The sequence below is a fragment of the Pseudomonas cucumis genome (assembly GCF_030687935.1).
Classification (GTDB): domain Bacteria; phylum Pseudomonadota; class Gammaproteobacteria; order Pseudomonadales; family Pseudomonadaceae; genus Aquipseudomonas; species Aquipseudomonas cucumis.
Genome location: NZ_CP117454.1, coordinates 6,065,545 through 6,083,474 on the forward strand (window position 1 = coordinate 6,065,545; position 17,930 = coordinate 6,083,474).

A 17,930-nucleotide genomic window follows, 5' to 3' on the forward strand; every position below is an offset into this window, starting at 1 on the left:
TGTCATCTGTCCTTAATGAATTTTGCTGCCCAAGGTCACCACGCCGTCCGCTTTTTCGCGGCCCAGCCAACTGGTCCACCCCAGGCGACAGGCGTTCTGCTCACCGATGCGCAGTTCGCGGATTTCTTCCTGGCGCAACACCAGGCGAATGTCGTAATCGAGCGGGTCACGCAGGGTGAACCGCACCAGCGCGCACAGCGGCTGATAGCCGAATCCGATCGGCAGGAATTCGTGAAAGCGTTGCCAGTCGAGCTCGCGGATGTGAATGCGGAATTTGCCGCTGCGATCACGCACGTGTTCACCCAGCACCAGGTCTTCGCCGAGCATGCTGTTGGCGCGACCCAGGCGATTGCGCTGCTCGTCGAGGATCTCGACGCGGCGCTCGATGCATTGCTCGATGGTCAGCTCGGCGTGCTTGAAGTAGTAACGCAACACCGCTTCAATCAATGCCGCCGAGTGCGCCCGCAAGCTGAGCAGGCCGAGGTACGGCAGCAGGCGTTTCCAGTTCAGTTCCTGGGCCTTGCGGATCTCTTCGCCACCCAGGCCGATCAGGGCAAACAGCTGCGCCGAAAACGGATCGAGCGCGCCGCTCTGAAAGCTGGCGCGGTAGCGGTATTTGCGCCAGATCGGCAGCATCAGCCGTTGCAGGCGATGGTGGAACAGGTCGAGGAAGTTGCGGGTCGGATTACCGTCTTCGCTGTCGCCCAGGGCCTGTTCGCCATAGAACGCCGGCAGCGGCGAACCGGAACCGACCAGGCCGATCAGGTTGAAACGCAGGCGCGCACGCATCTGCCCGTGCTCTTTGAAAAACTCCACGCGATCGACGTCGCTGCCAGGGAAACCCAGGCTCGGGTTGGCCTGGAATTCCAGCTGGTCGTAGAGGTCGTCTTCGCTCAGGTGCGGGTGTGCATCGCGCAGCCGGTCGATCACCAGCAGCACGGCCTGGAACAGCGAGTACTCGCGTATTACCCGGGTCAGCCCGCTTAAAGCAGGGGCTGCAGGCCCATACGTGGTGTCCATTGGTACACCTCTCCCTGTGTGCTTTTTACCCGCAGCTCGTGGAACGAATTGAGACTGGCGTAAAGCGCGAAAAACTCGTTAAGAACCGAAGCGAACACGAACAGGTCGCCCTCGCCGATATACCCTTCCGGGTCGATGGTCAGCTCGGTGCGCAACCCGCGCACCGGCAACCCTCGGTGCAATCTGTCGACATGCTGGTGCTTGATCGACTTGAGCCCGCCCAGCAGGCGTTTGCTGACTTTTTCCGCGTGTTGGTCGTAGTAGCGCGGCAGGTCGTAGGTTTCGAGAATCACCTTCAACGCATTGACGTCGGCCAGCGACAGGTAGTTGAGCGACATGTTGCTGATCAGCTTCCAGAGGAAGTCGCGGTTCAGCGGCGGCGCGAAACTCGAGGTGGCCGGGGTGATGTTGCGGAAACTGAGGAACTCCGGCGTCTCTTCGCAGGCCATGCAGATGTCGCCGAGCTTGAGCTTGCGCGGCAGGTTCTGGTTGGTGCACATCAGCTCGATCGACAGGGTTTCATGGGCTTCGGTGTGGCGGATGCCGAAGCTCAGATAAGTGTCGAGGCCGTCGTGCAGCAAGGACGAACGCTGGCGGATGCTGTAATGCGGACGGCTTGTCGGCACATCAAAACTCGGGTCGTGCTCGAAGGATTCGAACGGCACGTATTCCTGATAACCGAGGCCGCCGGGCTTCCAGCCGGTCACGGTTTCGACCGAGAACACGCCGCAGTTTTCCAGGTCGTATTCGGCCGGCAGCAGCAGGTACTCGTCCTGTTTGCCGTCGAGGCGAATCGGCAGCGCATCGTGCTCGAACAGGTTGACGATCGGCGTGCAGTAGAGCTTCACGTTGTCCAGGGTCGGGCGCATCCGCATGATGCCGCTCTTGCGAATATCAAAGCGCAATTCCAGGCCGCGCATCTGCTTGAGCGTGTCTTCCGGCAGTGCCTTGAGCAGGTCCAGACCGTTGATATCAACGAACAGGAATTTGTCCTGGAAGGCGAAATATTCCTGCAGGTAGCGATAGCCGCGGAAGGTGTTCAGCGGGTACGGAATCAACGCTTCTTCTTCGGCGAAGCCCACTGGTTGCACACGGTCGCCGGGCATCTTGAACGCCATCGGCTGACCGCTCACACCGTTGATGGCCTTGCCGGCAGCGTCCAGCGGGATCAGCTCGATGCCTTCGAGGTTGCGCAACAGGCTCAGGTACAGCATCTGGCTGATGTAGCGCTCACCGGCGAAGTGCAAGCGCAGACGACTCAGCTCCAGCTCGCCGAGGTGACCATCCGCGCTCATCTCCAGGCGCAGGCTCAACAGCGAACCGTCACCCTTCACCGAGTAAGTCAGCGCGGCCAGATCCAGCGGCAAGACTTCGGTCGGGTAGCAGGTGCGGAAGCGGCAACGCACATCATCGACCGGCACACTCTCCACCGGCGTATCACGCTCGACCCTCAACGCAGGCCCGGAACGCTTCAACGGGTCGAACTGCAAAATGCTGAACGCCGGCAGCGGTCGCATGTAGTTCGGCCACAGCAACTGCATCAGCGAGTGGCTCAACTCCGGCAACTCGTCATCGAGCTTCTGGCGCAGGCGCCCGGTCAGAAAGGCAAATCCCTCCAGCAACCGCTCCACATCCGGATCCCGCCCGGCCTGACCGAGGAAAGGCGCCAACGCCGGGCTACGCTCGGCGAAACGACGACCTAACTGGCGAAGTGCGGTGAGTTCGCTTTGGTAGTAGTGGTTAAAGGACACGGGGTACCTGCCTGGTAGTGGAACTCATGAAAAAACTGTCCTGTAGAGCGCGACTGTCAGACCGGCAAACACGTAGCCTGCAACCAACAGAAAAGGCAGAACAAATAACCAGCCGAGCGTCATCGCGGAACTGACGGAATGCCCGGTGAACACATGCCCGAGTGAAAAAATGATCCACGGCACGGCATAAAAAGGGATGTATTTCAAAGGAGCGAGCCAAACCATTCGCAACACCTCGGGCTCGCTTCTTCCGGTCATGGTCCGGGTTGTCCAGAATGCAAAAAAACCGTACCCGGGAATGCCCCACCAGAGGACATACATCCACTCGGAATAGTCCGAATCCAGCTTCGTATATTCACCAGCCAACAGATCGCTGGTGAAAATACTCACTAACAACAGCAGTGGCGCCCATAGGGAAACCGTGAAGAAGGTTAGGCGGCCTCTGCTAAGCATGGTCATACGGCACACCCCAAGGTATGGAAAAACAGGTACAGGGACAGGCTGACATTTTTGTTCATGCCTGACTCAAATTCGCGTAGTAGGAGCCGGCGAGTTCCATCACAACAACGGCCATCAACACTACGAGCGTTAGTCCGCGATGCAGCAGCGACTCTCGGAATCCACGACGAAGCCCGGTCAGAATCAGCACAAGACACAGCAATGCCAGAGCGCCAAACAAATTGCTGTCAGCAATAACCGCCAAATAACCTTCCATTTCACCTATCCCGTGCATGTCGTTCAGTTCTCCAAGTGGGTGCAAGACGTATTAGCGCAGCCTGGCTTAATAGTTGATTAGTTAGAAGATTACGACTTGATTAATGCACATACCGAGCAAACCATCGATCAACTATTAAGCGTGCGACTAACGCCAATATACTCATACAGACTGTAAGTCCAGCATAAGCAATCGCCCTGACTGGGTTATCCGGAAGAAAGTAAAACAACACGACACCCAACATCAAAACTATAAACAGAATCTTCAATGAAAGCCTTGGCATAAAAAAGACAATAAAATTCATGAAGATAAAAAAATAAAATGTCAGCTCTGCGGTACCACCTATTGCGGCCCCCCGATCTGTAAATCCGCCCATGTGCTCTTTGTAAAAATCAACCCCAAAATCATGAACAAAAAAATACAGAACACCCACCAACAGATAAACGACAACACCTGAGAGAACTTTCACGATCATGGTTTCCATGTTTTATATTTTGCCAACACGCCCGCATCAATCGAAGTTTTGAGACGTACAGTCGAAGATGGCTTGAACGCTGTACTCGCCACTGTTGCGCCACTGGGTCCAAACCTTTGGGCGCCCATTGGCCTTCTCTCAATCAACAACTCAAAGTTTTCAGACGCCCATAAACAGGCTCTTATAATTATAAAATTGTCGTATACGTTTTCACTTCCCTTGTCACTTCCTCCAAGTGATCCATCGGCCCAGTCGAGACCGGTAACACCCGTTTTCTTGATTGCGGCATCAACATCGCGAGTCTCCTGCCAATACATACGGAAGGTATCCACTGCAAAGGGAATTTGTCCGAGACCGTCGGTCCAAAAAGGATCACCTTCGACCAAACAAAGTAGAAACTTAGCTCCGCCTTCAGGTTGCTTTTTCCAGTCTCCCGGTAGATTTCTGTAATACGCAAAAGAAGGGCGATCAACAATGGCAAAATCTATAATCGATTGCCATGTGTGTTGCTTATAGGCGTCGTAAACCTCCGACCCTTCAATACTACTTTTAGGGTTTACCCATAGCCGCTCACGATAAAAATCAGCTAAAGGTTCAAACCATTGAATTTTTTCAGCGTAAAGCTTGTCAGCTCTTAGAATACGGAAAGGCTTGTCACAAATATCTGGTCGCACTGCAAACAGGGGTACGCCGTTAGATCGAGTTACCAACCAAATATCCGGAAGACTCAAGTTCGCCGGATCCGTATCGTTACTAGCGGTAGTTTTATTATCTAGTTTTAACGCAGTAGCACCTTCTTCTGTAACAAAGGTGTAAGGCACGCCGTCGACTTCAACTATCGTTTCCAAGAGCTTACTCCGACGTTACAAAGATCGTGACAGCTTCAGGTTTCTGCCCCGTTGAAAAACATCCAGACATTCCGGACAACGTCGCCCCCACCTTTTCTATCCCACTTTCAGAAGTTATTCGATAATTCAATCCGTCTACTGTTTTCCCACTAGCTGTTTTAAACGCAAAGACACGATTGAATATACCGGGAATGATCACTGGCAACGGCGCCACAAACGGTGCCGGCGAATGCGAATTCCCGATAATCACCGTCCCGGATCCGGCCGTAACCTTGTTCCCATGCGCGCCCACCGAACCCACAGTGGCCGCCGGTTTTCCATTGATCAAAACTGTGGTCGCAAGGTCGCCAACCATCGCACCACCACACGCCGAGGCATCGCCTTGGCGGGCGGCCGCGAGGCCGTCGAAGAACACGTCGCCGGAACCGGCGGCAATCGGGTTGGTACCGTGGCCGGGGAGCGGGCAAGCGGTGGGGTCGGATACGCGTGCTGCGGGTTTGCCGGACATCGGAGTCTCCTTAGTTGACCTTTACTTGACCGCTGCCATCCAGGCGCGCGGCGAAACTGACCTGACGCTTGAAGCCATCAACTTCCAGCAAGCCTTCGATACTGAAGGACAGGCGAAGCTGATCGTTGTCACGCGGCAGGGAAATGACACGCACATTGCTCAGGCGTGGCTCGTAGGCTTCGATGAAGTTTTCGATGGCCAGACGGGCCTGACTCAGGGAGTCGTGGAGGCTCAGGCGCATGTCATTGAGATCGGGTAGCCCGTAATCGGACAGCGTTTGCACGCTGCCCGCACGGGTGCTGAGCATCTTGGCCAGATGGGCAGCCACCGACGCCATGGCGGAAACCTCGCGGCTCCAGCCGACGCGTTTGTCCGCGTCGCCACCCAGGCGTTCGAAAAGGCTGCCGTATCCAGTCATGAGTTAGGCTCCGCTTACTCTTTGTCCAGCTTGCCAACCAGCGACAGGGTGAAATCGGCACCCATGTACTTGAAGTGCGGGCGCACGTTCAGGCTGACGCGGTACCAGCCCGGCTCGCCTTCAACATCGCTGACGATGATTTGGGCAGCGCGCAGCGGACGACGGCCACGAACTTCGGCGCTTGGGTTTTCCTGGTCGGCCACGTACTGGCGGATCCACTTGTTGAGTTCCAGCTCGAGGTCGGTACGTTCTTTCCACGAACCGAGTTGCTCGCGCTGCAGCACTTTCAAGTAGTGAGCCAGGCGGTTGACGATCATCATGTACGGCAGTTGGGTGCCGAGCTTGTAGTTCAGCTCTGCCGCCTTGCCTTCTGCGCTGATGCCGAAGAACTTCGGCTTCTGCACCGAGCTTGCGGAGAAGAACGCCGCGTTGTCAGAGCCTTTACGCATGGTCAGGGAGATGAAACCTTCCTCGGCCAGTTCGTATTCACGACGGTCGCTAACCAATACCTCGGTAGGAATCTTGGTTTCGATTTCGCCCATGCTTTCGAAGTGGTGCAACGGCAGGTCTTCAACCGCGCCACCGCTCTGCGGGCCGATGATGTTCGGGCACCAGCGGAATTTGGCGAAGCTGTCGGTCAGTTTGGTGCCGAACGCGTAGGCGGTGTTGCCCCACAGGTAGTGCTCGTGGCTGTTGGCGACGGTTTCTTTGTACACGAACGATTTGACCGGGTTTTCTTCCGGGTCGTACGGGTTACGCAGCAGGAAACGCGGCACGGTCAGGCCAACGTAACGGGAGTCTTCCGACTGGCGGAAGCTCTGCCATTTGGCGAACTGCGGGCCTTCGAAGTGATCCTTCAGATCTTTCAGGTCCGGCAGACCAGTGAAGCTTTCCAGGCCGAAGAATTTCGGGCCGGCAGCCGCGATGAACGGCGCGTGCGACATGCAGGCAACGCTGGACACGTACTGCATCAGTTTCACGTCTGGCGAGCTTGGGGACATGAAGTAGTTGGCGATGATCGCGCCGACTGGCTGACCACCGAACTGACCGTATTCAGCGGTGTAGATGTGCTTGTACAGGCCCGACTGCATCACTTCCGGCGAATCTTCAAAATCGTCCAGCAGGTCGTCCTTGGAGACGTTGAGGATTTCGATCTTGATGTTTTCGCGGAAGTTGGTGCGATCGACCAGCAACTGCAGGCCACGCCACGACGATTCCAGGGACTGGAAGTCAGGGTGGTGCAGGATTTCGTCCATCTGACGGCTGAGCTTGGCATCGATCTCGGCGATCATGCGGTCGACCATGGCCTTCTTGACCGGCTCACCGTTGTTCTGCGGCTTGAGCAGTTCTTCGATGAATGCCGACACACCGCGTTTGGCGATGTCGTAGGCTTCGTCATCCGGGGTCAGGCGGGTTTCGGCGATGATGCTGTCGAGAATGCTGTATTCGCTCTCGTTGCTCTTTTGCTGTGCTGCGCTAGTGCTCATTGTGTTGGCTTCCTTGGCTGATGGGGGCTCAGGCGTCCGGGGCTGCGGCGTTCAGGCCCAGCTCACCCAGTACGCGACCGCGGGATTCGTCGTCGGCGAGCACGCCTTCGATGGCTTTGCGGAACGCAGGCGCGTTACCCAGCGGGCCTTTGAGGGCCACCAGCGCGTCGCGCAGTTCCATCAGTTTTTTCAGCTCAGGCACTTGCTCGACCAGCGAGGCCGGGTTGAAGTCTTTCATCGAGTTGACGCGCAGTTGCACGGCCAACTCGTCGGCTTCGCCATCTTCCTGCAGACGGTTCGGCACGCTCAGCGTCAGGCTCAGCTCTTGCTTGGCCAGCACTTCGTCGAACGTCATTTTGTCGATGCTGATCGGCTTGCGATCTTCGACTTTGCGTTCGTCCTTGCGGTGGGTGTAGTCACCGATTGCCAGTAGTTTCAGCGGCAGTTCAATCTCTTCCTGAGCACCGCCGGTGGCGGGTTTGAAGGTGACGTTGATGCGTTCCTTGGGGGCTACCGAGCCTTCTTTGGCCATGGCTTTTCTCCTTGCGGTTGTGGCCCGGGGGCCTATTCGAGTACCACTTCAAGATCGAGGTGGCACAGCCTGCGATAAATCTCTTCCTTGCGTTCACGCACTGCATGGTTCTGCGGTAACAACTCGCAGCAGCTATGCAGCAAATGCAGCACTTCCAGCGCAAGATCGGGCTCCCAGGCGTGCAGGCCTGAGTCCTGTAATGTTTGGTCGAGGGTTTCGAGTTGGGTCTTGGCCAGTTCGTATTTCTTGGCCATGAAGCACAGCCGCGCGAGGGCGAACTGCCAGAAGAAGCGAACCCGCCCGCCATGGGCGCTTTGCAGGCCCTGCTTGAGAATCTGCACGGCGGCCTTGAGGCCGTCCTTGCGCAGAATCGGCATGACTTCTTCCAGGGCCACTTCCCAGGCAGGCTGGGTATCGGCGACTTCGACCTTGCGCGGCGCGCTGGCGCTTTGCAGGTGCGGCATGACGTGGGCGCTGATCCAGGCGCGGGTGGCCGGATCGGCGAACGGCGCGCCGTCGTGGAAACGCAACTCGATGATGCCAGGCAGGCGCTGAACCAAAAGCGCGAAGTGGATTTCCACTTCGCGCATCGCCATCTCAGCGTTCAGCCCTTGAAGGCATTCCCAGACCATTCGCTGGCCATCGAACCAGAACGGCGCCTTCGCCAGGCTCGCCTCCAGTTCTACCAGCAGATCTGCGTATTTCCCCTGGTCGTAGCGGTCCTGATAGGCCTTGAGTTTGTCCGCCGGCAAGCCACGTAGAACGGTGATCTGTTCTGCGTTGCGCTCGGGCACCGCATCGATGGGCAGCCACAGCAGCGTGCGATTGAGGCGCAGAGCGCGCAAGTCGGTGGCTTTCTGCTTGAGCCACCAGGCGCACAACGGACGGGCGCTTTCCTGCTGGGCGCGCAGGGCCTTATGGGCTTCTTTCTCGTTATCGATCGGCGCGCCGGGAGTGAACAGCTGGGTCGCGGCCTGCTTGACCTGCGCCACCGCGGCGCCCACCACACCGGGCTCCGGCTGATTGTCGGCGGCGCGCTGGACCATGTTTTTCAAGCGACGGGAGATCGGCAGCAGCAACGGCGCGTCATCGCCCAGATGCTCGGTGCACGCGGCGTCGAGACCTTCCAGATGCTCGACCAGACGGCGGAACAGCGGCAGCTGCTCTTTGATCGCGACGTTTTCGTTCAACACCTGCTCAAGACGCGGCACCAACCAACTGATGGCAGCGGAGCGAGTGCGGGCCTTGTTCGGGTGGATTTCGGCCCAGTGATTTTCACAAAGGTGGTGCAACAAACCGAGGCCGGCCAGCAGCCCCTGGAAGGATTCACGCTGGTACAGCGCCCAGGTCAGCCACGCACCAACACGCAAATCCTTGGATTGGGTGCGCAGCAGGCTTTCACTGTTTTCGCGGATTTTCAGCCAGTCGATCTGACCGCTTTCGTGCATGGACGAGGCTTTACCCAGCTCGCTTTCCAACGCCTCATATTCGCTCGAAAAGCGAACATCCTCGCCCGCGAAATGCTCTTTTGAAACAGAGGCTTTTGCGAGTTCAAGGTAATGGGCGGAAAGTTTGCTTGAGTAGGACATCCGTGACCTTTAATTAGGATTACAGTCATGCGGCCATTGGAGTTGAAATGGCGCGGGACAGTATCAAAGAGCTGCGATGAGTCTCATCCAATTGAGTTCGCGCTCTTTCAAGGCGCGCATCCTAATCACAATGATGGCCATTAGCAAGCATCCGATAAAACAATAAAACTGCGTCTTCGTTGTTGCTGTAGGAGATCTCCCTATAGGGGACAAGGGATCCCCTGATGCCGGTTTTGACCCCCTCACCTTCGCCACATCACCCCCACAACCATTGAGCCAGAGCGGTTTATCAACCACGCCAATCATCACAGGACACTCTCGCCCTGAAACCGAACCCAGCATGACAAAAATAAAACTTGAAAAATGTAGGAGCTTTCCGAAAAGTTACAGTCATCCATGGACGTAGCGATAATTGACAATAAGCAATACAAAGTGCCATCAAAATGATGGCACTTTTATTCACCCATCTTTCTCCAAATACGTACTCAGTCCGCCTCAAACTTCTTACAAAAGAATCGAAAGCCATTCGCGCATTGCTGACGCAACATTCTGAAGTGCGGAAAACTCTGACGTACTTTCTGGACGCGTCCGACATTCATTCTTTTGGGTAAGAGAACCATTAACCCAAGAGGCTCTTATGAAGGCAAATCCGGCGGCAAGCAGCGGCCTTTGTCCGAAACATCCAAGGCATACCTAGAAAAATTCGGCATCCCTACGGAAGCGGGCAGGAATGAAAATTGGCGTTCAGCAGAATGACGGATGACCTGCAGTTGCCGGTGAAACGAGCGCTGGATCATTGCCAGCGCAGGAGATGGCGGCGCATAGCGCCAAGGCGTAGCCAGTACAGATCATTCCCACGCAGCGCGTGGGAATGCTCAAAGCCCTACAAAAACTCAATCAAACATTCGGGCAAGGCACCGGTGCCCAGTCGCCCAGGTCCGGGTTCTTGCACATGCTGTTGACCTGAGTGGTGCCGGCGCTAGCCACTTGCTTGCTTTCTGCCTGTTTGGCTTGTGCGGTCTGCAGAGTTTTCTCGGTTGTGACCGCTTCTTTCGGCACGGTTGGCAGCACCGGTTTTTTCGCCGGTTTCACGGCTTTTTTGCTCTTGGTCGGCGCCACGACTGGCGTGGTGTCGGCGGTTGCCACGGTGACCACGTCGGTGCGCTGCACACCTACTTGCTGCAGGTCTTTTTCGTAAGCCTGGGTGTAGTTGTTCAGGTCTTCGCTGGCTTTACCGTTAACCGCAACGATCAGGTCGTTGGACTCTTTGAGGCCAGAGACGATTTCCGCCAGGCGCTTGCGGCCTTCGGTGTCGTTGACGGTCTTGGCCTTGCGGTCGGCGACCAGTTTGGTGAACGCGTTCTGGTAGCACTGCTGCGACGTCTTGGCGTACGCGGTGCTGCGGTCGATGTCGGCGGCACTTTTGTTGACGTCGGAGGCGTAGGACGCGATGCGCTGGTTGTCATCGGCGATCTGCTTCTGGCGCTCGGTGTAGTAGCCGGTCGCGCCGCCCGCCAGGGCACCGCCCGCTGCACCGATGGCGGCGTTGCGGCCACGGTTCTCGGAATCGACCAAGGCGCCCAGCAGTGCACCTCCGACAGCGCCGACGGCCGCGCCGGTGACGACCGACTTGGTCATGTTCGAATCAGTGGCACGCAGGTGCTGCACTGGCTCGTAGCAGTTTGGGTAGTACTCGACCTTGGTGCTCGAGGCGACCTTGGAGGTCGGCGACGTGGCGCAACCGGTCAGTACGGTACTGAAGCCGACGGCCATCAGCAGCAAGTGACGCTTGGAAAGCGCAGCAAAAGGTTTACGGGAGGAAAGCATAGTTGTGTTCTCTTTTAAGTTTGACCAGCTCAGCACGGCCCACCGCCGCCTGAGTCCCTTCCAAGCTCGCTGTACAACGAACGATCAAGACCGCTGGGCGTTCGATGCGAGCAATTCCTTCAATATCGCCGCCGGGTCGGCTCGTCGTTGCTGACGATAATCACCGACATGGCGAACGAATAACGTTGCGCGCGTTACCAGGCTCTTGCCCAGTACCGGCTTGCGCTCCAACTCTTCCTTGATGCGTTGAAACTGCGCCTGGATCACGGCATCGGTGTAGCGCGTGCCGGTCGCCAGGTTGTCGATGTAGATCGCCACCGCGCCGTCCAGCGCGCTGCGGCCATTTTCGATGGCGGTAGCGAACAGCTTGGCGCTGGCCTCGTCCTTGGCGTCCAGGGCCTGCTGGCGACTCTTCTGCAAATTGGTCAGGCGAATGTTGTAGTTGTTGACGGTCTCGGCCACCAGGGCAGCCGACTGGATCAGGTTGCCGGCCGCTTCCTCGCGCTGCTGGGCGATGAGCGAGACGTTGCGCTTGAGCTCTTCGTTGACCAGCCCCAACTCGGCTTGCAGGCGCGGATCGACGCTGGCGGCAATGATGCTGTCCAGGCGTTTGGTCGGGTCCTGGGCGTCATCGATGGCATCGGTCAGCGAAGCCAGCCGACCTTCTTTCTGCCATTGGGCAAACAGTTCCTTGTAGCGCGAACGTGGCGCCGACAATGCGCCAATCGCGACCCGGAATCCGGTGGTTTCGTTGTTTTGCTCGGTGCCGTCGGCGGCGAACAGCGGGTACTCGCGACGCATCCCGGTGAACAATGTGCCCTCGCCTTCCAGGTAGTTGCCGCCCTTGACCACGAAGCCACCGTAGGTGCCTTGGCGGCGTCCGGCATGCACGAGCTGGAAGGACTCCTGGACCATCTCGGCGGCGTTGCCGATCACGTCGAACAGGCCGATGGGGTTTGGCAGTTTGGTACCGATCGGCATCAGCCGCGCAGCCTGGCCGGTGCCACCGGCGACCTGATTGAAGACTGCCCAGTCCGCCAGTGGCCCGTCGCTTTCGCTGCCTTCCAGGCGCCGGGGAAATAGACGCCCTTCCAGGTCCTGACGGCTAATGGCCTGCCCGCCACGGGCAGCAAATTCCCATTCGACCTCGGTCGGCAAACGCACAAAACCCAGCCCGCCCTCTTCCGCCGAGGTGCCACGACCGCTCACCGGTAGCAGGTCCTTGTGGTATTTCATCAGCCAGGCGCTATACACCGCCGAGAAGCGTTCGGCCTCGAATCGCGACAACTTCACCTTGGGCAAACGCCCGGCCATGCCTTGCGGCGCCTCGGCTTGCAATGCCTCGCAGGCCGGTGCCGGCTCGCCGCTGGCCAACGATTGCGCCTGGGCCATGACCTGGGCGTATTGGCGGGCGGTGACTTCGTATTTGCCGATGAAATAGAGCATCGGTTTGAGCGGGGTCTTGGCGTCCGTCTTGGGCATCAACGGCGTGATGGTTTTGCCCCAATCCTTGGGCAGATCCTTGAGGGTGAACTGGCCGTTGATAAAGTCCCGGCGGTAACCGGAGATAAACGACTGCTGATAACCGGCCTCGCCCTCGCTGAATGGATAGCCGAGGCTGATCTCGCGATCGTCCAGAGTGCCCTGCGCCAGGATGTAGACGTAACGGAACACCATCTGCCCTTCGCACGGCAGCGGCAGGCTGACGTCGTCGGGCAACGGCTTGGGGTTGTCCAGTTTGTCGGTGCTTTCATCGGCCCAGACCATACCGGCCAGACTCAGCGCCATGGCGGCGCCCAGTAACTTATACATCTCGGATTCCTTCACACGCCTGGATACGCGCCACTCGCCAGCCACCACAGACTGCCGCCACGGCGCTGACGCCGAGGACGGCCGCCAGGGCCAACGCGTAGTGACGCGCCAGCAGATGGCTGGCGTATTCACCCGGCATCTGCGCAAATAAATGGTTTAAACCCGATTGCGCCAGGCCATACAGCCCGGCACTCAACAGGGCGGCAAGACCGGCGCTGTACAGCGCCTGCACCACCACAAACAAAAGCAACGCTGCCGTGGAAAACCCCAGCAGGCGCAACACCGACAACGCTCGGCGCTTGCGCTCGACTGCCGCCAGCGCACCGGCAAAAATCGCCGCGAACGCTCCCGCCAAGGCCAATCCGGCGATGATCCAGAACACGATCGACAGATTGCGGCTCAACGACTGCACCTGGGCGATGGTCTGGGCCTGAGTCGAGACCAGCAGATTCTGTGCAGCGAAGTACTGACGCAGCGGCTCGACATCCTTGAGGCTGCGGGCGTACAGACGAAACGCCGGATACACCCGCTGCTCCGTCACGCCCACCGCATCACCTGGCCAACCGAACGCTGGTACGGCGCGACCGTCCCGATAATCTTCAGCCGCTTCCAGTAACGCCAATGAGGCGAACAATCCGTCCCGGGCGAAGGCTTCCAGCGGCAGAACGTGCAGCACCTGGACACGAGTGCGCTGCGCCTCGCCACGACCGGCCACCTGCCGGCCGAAACTGGCCTCCAGCCAATCACCGGTCTTGGCCCCGAGTTTTTCGGCAGCGGTCTGGCTGAGCAGCACCTGATCCAGCCCTTGGGGCACCGGTAGACTGCCGAGCAACGGATCGTGGGCGGCGGTGGGGATCATTTCGACGGTCACCGTCGACGCGCCAGCGGTCAGATCCGCCGTCGCGGCAATCTGTCGGGTGCGCGGCAGGGCGAAAGCCACGTCGCCGCGCAGGCTCAATTGTTCGATAAACGCGACACTGAACCGGCCGCCACCCAGGGGAATGATTTCCCGGGTGGCCGGGTCGTTTTCCAAGCGTTCGGTCAAACTGCTGATCAGGCCGAATTTCAAGCCGAACAGCACCAGCAGCGGTGCGACCACCGCCACCAGCGCCAGTACCGAACAGGCCGACAGCCACGCATCGTTGCGGTAATCCTGCCAGGCCAGGGATGCCACCAGCGCGCCGCGCATCAGCAAGCCTCCCCGAGGGTGGCGGTGACACCGCCATCGACGTCGCGATGACAACTGATGCGCCGCACCTGCAAACCGCTGGCGCGGGCCAGTGATTCATCGTGGGTGGCGATGACGCAGCACACGCCATGCTCGCGGGCCTGGCTCACCAGCAACTGCATCACGCGTTCCGCGTTCAGCGGATCGAGGGCGGCGGTCGGTTCATCGGCCAGCAGCAAATGTGGCCCATGGGCCAGGGCGCGGGCGCAACTCACCCGCTGTCGTTGGCCGACGGACAAATCACCCGGCTTTTTGCCCAGTTGATCAGCGATATCCAACGCCCCGGCCAGGCGATCCACACTGCCGTCGTCTTTCAAGCCGAGCAGTTTGCGCGACAGGTCGATGTTGCCGCGCACGTCCAGAAAATCCAGCAGGCCACCGGTTTGCAGCACATAGCCCAAGTGTCGGCGGCGCAGGTCCGCCAAGGCACTTTGCGCATCTGTGCGCCACAGCCCGGTAATGTCCGTCCTGGTTTGGCCGGGCGCAAAATCAAACTGCCCGGCCTGATCCGGAGCCAGCACCAGCGCCAGCAAATCGAGCAACGTGCTTTTGCCGCAGCCACTGGGGCCGACCACCGCCAGTTGTTCACCGGCACGCAGTTGCAGCCGTGGAATCACCAGGCTGTAGCGCTGGCTGCCGACGCCGCGGTTTTTGTGCACTGCGTTCATGTTCAGCATCACGGCAGCGTCGACAATGGAACGCGGTACAAGGCATCACCCGGTTCGGCATCACCGAAACGTACCCAGTTAGCCAGGTCGTTGTGGAAGGTTTCGTAGAGGCGGATCTTCGAATCCAGCTCGTCGATAAAGTCCTCCTGCTCGGCCACGCTCAGCGAAAGCCACAAATCCTGGGTCATGTTCAGCGACTTGCTGCGGTAGGGCAGCCCTTCCAGGTACTCACCCAGAACCCCGCCATCGGCCAGGTTGCCGCCCTTGCGCAAGGCCGAGGGATCGCGGCTCATGTAGGCACTGGCGCTGGCGATTTCCTGGAAGAAATTCTTCGGTGAGGTCTGTGTTTTGCGGGCCGCATCGACGATCAGTTTCAGCGATTGCTGCAAGTCGTTGAGCTGCAACTTGGTCAGCATCACGCACACCTGAAACGCCGGCAGTGCCGGGTTGGTCAGGTCGCGGTCGGCGGTCCAGGCGCTGACCAGTTGCGGCGCCTGGCTGGCGGCCTTACGCCCCAGGAAGTCCATGTGCATCGCGTAGCCGACGGCTGCCGATTTATCGCTCAGGCTCGGCGCGGCGCTCAGCAGCGGCACGGTTTGCGGCTTGTTGCCACGCACCTGATGCACCAGGTCGGCAAACACCGAACCGATCTCGTCCACCCGCTCACCGAACTTGCGCACATCGGCGCCCGGCACCGGAATGTACAGATCGCCAATCTGCGGGTTGGCGTCGGCGGTCAGGGTGCGATACTGGCTTTGCGCACCGCCATGGGTTTTCTTGCCGGCATCGCTGAGCAGGTGCAAGGCGTAAATCTTGATCTGCTTGCCCAGTGCGGCCTGGCGCACTTCGGCCTCGTTCATTTGCGTGGCGGCATACGGGTCGTTCTTGCGCAAGGCACCGGCATCGGTGACCAACAGAATCAAGCGCCCGCCATAGCCGGACCAGTCCATGCCCTCGACCGCTTCCATCACACCGGCAAACGCATCTTCGTTGAACGAATGGCTAGAGACCGTGGACGCCTTGACCTGCCGCGCCAGGTCCATGAAGCGCTGCGGGTCGCGGCCCTGTTCCAGGGTGATCAAGGTTTTGGCGACATATTCCAGGCCCGGGGTTTTCTGGGTGCTGCTTCGAAACCCCACCAGGCCGAAGCTGACACTGTCCTGCTCGCCCCGTTCGGCGATGCGGGTTTGCAGTTGATGTACTACGTCGCGAACCTGATCGATGTAGGGCTGCATGGACACGGTGGTGTCAACGACCAACACCACGGCGGTGCGGAACGCGTCGGCGTTAGCGGTAGTGATTGGCGTGTTGCTGGCAGCGGCCTTCGGAGCATCACCGGGATCGATGGACGCCACGTTCAGCAACTGCACCGACTGACCGTTCTCATCGAAGCTCTCGCGCGAATCGAAAATCGGCAACAGGTAAAACTGATTCTGCGGCACCGCACTGGCGGCCGGTTCCAGAGCCAGTACCTGCTGATTGTCTTCGCGATTCTGCTGGGCCTTGAGCAGCAGGTTTTTTGCCGACGACGGATCTGCCAGCAGCTTCTCCACATCACCGGGCTGACGCAGGAACATCACCGGCGCACGGCCGGAGCGTTCGGTGAATTTAAGTACCAGGCTTTGCTTCCAGTCACTGACTTGCGCGGCCGGCAACCAGCCGTCACTGCGCCCGTCGGTGGCGGCGCCGACACGCAGCCAAGGGCTGCCATCAACCTCTTTGCGCTGATAGACGTAAAGCACCGAGAACGCCGGCAAAGCCTTGTCGGGTGTGGCCCCCGGGTCGCTGGCGAGTTTCGCCCCCGGCTTGCTGAGTACTCGCTGGAACAAAGTTTTTTTGCCGGCCATCAGCAGTGGACGCTGACCATTATCGACTTCTGTCGCCACAGGGGGGTTCACCGGTGGCGCCACGGTTGGCGGCGGTGTTTTGACCGGAGGCACTGAAACCACTGGCGTCTTGGCCTCGGCTTCGACGTCACCGGACAGCCACCAATAACCCACGCCGCCCAAGGCCAGCGCCACGGCCACCGCGACGGCGGCGAGTGCAAACACCGGCCCCTTTCGCTGCTCCGAGACCGTGGACGACGGCGTCGGCTTCACAGTCGGCGGAACAAGCTTGGGTTGCGGTTGTGGCTGCGCGGGGCCGGTCGGTATATCGATGGACACCGGCGTCAGTCCCGCCAGGTCGTTGCTCACCGCAATCGGCAATACCGGAATTGGCAATGGCCGGATGGTGGTCGCTTCCACCGATTCCCGAGGCAGATTATCCAGCGCCTGCAACAGCGCCGCGGCGTCCGGGAAACGGTCGGCCGGATCCTTGGCCAACAGCTTGCGCAGCACTTCTTGATAGCGACCGTGATGCACTGGCAGCTCGGGCAACGGTTCTGTCAAATGCGCCAGGGCCGTAGAGAGTGCGTCGTTGCCGGTATACGGCAATTTGCCGACGAGGATTTCGTAGAGCACCACGCCCAGGGCATACAGATCGGCCCGGCCATCAATATCCTGGCCGCGCGCCTGTTCCGGGCTCATGTAGCTGGGAGTACCGACGGCGAAACCGGCCTGGGTGAACTGGGTGCGGTCGTCCATGGACTTGGCGATGCCGAAGTCCGAAAGCACTGCCGTGCCGTCGGCGCGAAACAGAATGTTCGCCGGTTTGACATCGCGATGAACCAGCCCCAGCCCATGGGCGTAGCCCAGGGCCGAGGCGATCTGACGGATATAGATCAGGCCCTGCCCCGGCGTCAGGCCGGCGGCGATGCGCTCCTTGAGCGTGCCGTTGGGCAGGAATTCCATGGCCATGTAATACAGCTCACCGACATGGCCGATGTCATGGATGGTGACCGTATGCGGGTGAGACAGGCGCGCCAGGGTTTTACCTTCGCGCAGGAAACGCTCGCAGAAACTCGGGTCGGCCGCCAGCGCGGCGGCCATGACCTTCAGCGCCACCTTGCGCTCCAGCGAGCGCTGGGTCGCCAGGTAAACGCTGGCCATGGCGCCTTCGCCGATCTCGCCGTCGATGTCATAGCCGGGGATCAGAATGTGCAGGGCGGAAT

16 protein-coding genes are annotated in these 17,930 nt (G+C 59.2%); all 16 read right to left on the reverse strand.

The window, feature by feature from the left end; genetic code table 11:
* Positions 1-12: 12 nt before the first annotated feature.
* The 16 genes from tssG to PSH97_RS27715 all read right to left on the reverse strand — a co-directional run bounded on the left by tssG (position 13) and on the right by PSH97_RS27715 (position 17,922).
* Entirely contained in the window at positions 13-1,020 is a 1,008-nt protein-coding gene (tssG, locus tag PSH97_RS27640) for a type VI secretion system baseplate subunit TssG (protein WP_305447469.1), read from the reverse strand.
* The gene (gene tssF / locus PSH97_RS27645; RefSeq protein ID WP_305447471.1) at positions 984-2,771 is read right to left on the reverse strand and encodes a type VI secretion system baseplate subunit TssF; all 1,788 of its coding nucleotides are present in this window, start codon (positions 2,769-2,771) and stop codon (positions 984-986) included. The genes tssG and tssF overlap by 37 nt, the downstream gene beginning before the upstream one ends.
* Before the next feature lie 24 nt (positions 2,772-2,795).
* Positions 2,796-3,230, reverse strand: coding sequence for a hypothetical protein (locus PSH97_RS27650; protein WP_305447473.1), 435 nt, complete (start codon positions 3,228-3,230; stop codon positions 2,796-2,798).
* Positions 3,231-3,285: 55 nt separating this feature from the next.
* Positions 3,286-3,486 carry a hypothetical protein gene (locus tag PSH97_RS27655; RefSeq protein ID WP_305447474.1) on the reverse strand — a complete coding sequence of 67 codons (201 nt, stop codon included), beginning with the start codon at positions 3,484-3,486 and terminating at the stop codon, positions 3,286-3,288.
* Positions 3,487-3,586: 100 nt separating this feature from the next.
* Positions 3,587-3,970, reverse strand: a complete 384-nt coding sequence (locus PSH97_RS27660) for a hypothetical protein (protein WP_305447475.1) — start codon at positions 3,968-3,970, stop codon at positions 3,587-3,589.
* The gene (locus PSH97_RS27665) at positions 3,958-4,809 is read right to left on the reverse strand and encodes a hypothetical protein (protein ID WP_305447477.1); all 852 of its coding nucleotides are present in this window, start codon (positions 4,807-4,809) and stop codon (positions 3,958-3,960) included. Before PSH97_RS27665 ends, PSH97_RS27660 begins: the two co-directional genes overlap by 13 nt.
* Positions 4,810-4,813: 4 nt before the next feature.
* Entirely contained in the window at positions 4,814-5,317 is a 504-nt protein-coding gene (locus PSH97_RS27670; protein ID WP_305447479.1) for a PAAR domain-containing protein, read from the reverse strand.
* Between the two features lie 10 nt (positions 5,318-5,327).
* Positions 5,328-5,735, reverse strand: a complete 408-nt coding sequence (gene tssE, locus PSH97_RS27675) for a type VI secretion system baseplate subunit TssE (protein WP_007894554.1) — start codon at positions 5,733-5,735, stop codon at positions 5,328-5,330.
* Positions 5,736-5,749: 14 nt separating this feature from the next.
* Positions 5,750-7,222 carry a type VI secretion system contractile sheath large subunit gene (tssC, locus tag PSH97_RS27680; RefSeq protein ID WP_305447481.1) on the reverse strand — a complete coding sequence of 491 codons (1,473 nt, stop codon included), beginning with the start codon at positions 7,220-7,222 and terminating at the stop codon, positions 5,750-5,752.
* Positions 7,223-7,250: 28 nt separating this feature from the next.
* On the reverse strand, positions 7,251-7,754 hold the full coding sequence (tssB, locus tag PSH97_RS27685) for a type VI secretion system contractile sheath small subunit (RefSeq protein WP_019580435.1): 504 nt from the start codon (positions 7,752-7,754) through the stop codon (positions 7,251-7,253).
* Between the two features lie 32 nt (positions 7,755-7,786).
* Positions 7,787-9,343 (reverse strand): type VI secretion system protein TssA, encoded by a 1,557-nt coding sequence (tssA, locus tag PSH97_RS27690; RefSeq protein WP_305447483.1) that lies wholly within the window; start codon positions 9,341-9,343, stop codon positions 7,787-7,789.
* A gap of 897 nt (positions 9,344-10,240) precedes the next feature.
* Positions 10,241-11,170 (reverse strand): type VI secretion system-associated lipoprotein TagQ, encoded by a 930-nt coding sequence (tagQ, locus tag PSH97_RS27695; protein WP_305447484.1) that lies wholly within the window; start codon positions 11,168-11,170, stop codon positions 10,241-10,243.
* Between the two features lie 84 nt (positions 11,171-11,254).
* A complete protein-coding gene (locus tag PSH97_RS27700; protein WP_407682163.1) occupies positions 11,255-12,982 on the reverse strand; it encodes a formylglycine-generating enzyme family protein in 1,728 nt (575 codons plus the stop codon).
* Entirely contained in the window at positions 12,975-14,171 is a 1,197-nt protein-coding gene (locus PSH97_RS27705; protein ID WP_305447485.1) for an ABC transporter permease, read from the reverse strand. Before PSH97_RS27705 ends, PSH97_RS27700 begins: the two co-directional genes overlap by 8 nt.
* Positions 14,171-14,887: an ABC transporter ATP-binding protein gene (locus PSH97_RS27710; protein WP_305447486.1), complete on the reverse strand. Its 717-nt coding sequence runs from the start codon at positions 14,885-14,887 to the stop codon at positions 14,171-14,173. The genes PSH97_RS27705 and PSH97_RS27710 overlap by 1 nt, the downstream gene beginning before the upstream one ends.
* Entirely contained in the window at positions 14,887-17,922 is a 3,036-nt protein-coding gene (locus PSH97_RS27715; protein WP_407682192.1) for a serine/threonine-protein kinase, read from the reverse strand. The genes PSH97_RS27710 and PSH97_RS27715 overlap by 1 nt, the downstream gene beginning before the upstream one ends.
* Positions 17,923-17,930 lie beyond the last annotated feature (8 nt).

Bases quoted from the DNA above. Each gene is read 5' to 3' on its own strand.
- tssG (WP_305447469.1), bottom strand. From the start codon at position 1,020: ATGGACACCACGTATGGGCCTGCAGCCCCTGCTTTAAGCGGGCTGACC.
- PSH97_RS27650 (WP_305447473.1), bottom strand. From the start codon at position 3,230: ATGACCATGCTTAGCAGAGGCCGCCTAACCTTCTTCACGGTTTCCCTA.
- PSH97_RS27655 (WP_305447474.1), bottom strand. From the start codon at position 3,486: ATGGAAGGTTATTTGGCGGTTATTGCTGACAGCAATTTGTTTGGCGCT.
- PSH97_RS27660 (WP_305447475.1), bottom strand. From the start codon at position 3,970: ATGGAAACCATGATCGTGAAAGTTCTCTCAGGTGTTGTCGTTTATCTG.
- PSH97_RS27670 (WP_305447479.1), bottom strand. From the start codon at position 5,317: ATGTCCGGCAAACCCGCAGCACGCGTATCCGACCCCACCGCTTGCCCG.
- tssE (WP_007894554.1), bottom strand. From the start codon at position 5,735: ATGACTGGATACGGCAGCCTTTTCGAACGCCTGGGTGGCGACGCGGAC.
- tssC (WP_305447481.1), bottom strand. From the start codon at position 7,222: ATGAGCACTAGCGCAGCACAGCAAAAGAGCAACGAGAGCGAATACAGC.
- tssB (WP_019580435.1), bottom strand. From the start codon at position 7,754: ATGGCCAAAGAAGGCTCGGTAGCCCCCAAGGAACGCATCAACGTCACC.
- tssA (WP_305447483.1), bottom strand. From the start codon at position 9,343: ATGTCCTACTCAAGCAAACTTTCCGCCCATTACCTTGAACTCGCAAAA.
- tagQ (WP_305447484.1), bottom strand. From the start codon at position 11,170: ATGCTTTCCTCCCGTAAACCTTTTGCTGCGCTTTCCAAGCGTCACTTG.
- PSH97_RS27700 (WP_407682163.1), bottom strand. From the start codon at position 12,982: ATGTATAAGTTACTGGGCGCCGCCATGGCGCTGAGTCTGGCCGGTATG.
- PSH97_RS27705 (WP_305447485.1), bottom strand. From the start codon at position 14,171: ATGCGCGGCGCGCTGGTGGCATCCCTGGCCTGGCAGGATTACCGCAAC.
- PSH97_RS27710 (WP_305447486.1), bottom strand. From the start codon at position 14,887: ATGCTGAACATGAACGCAGTGCACAAAAACCGCGGCGTCGGCAGCCAG.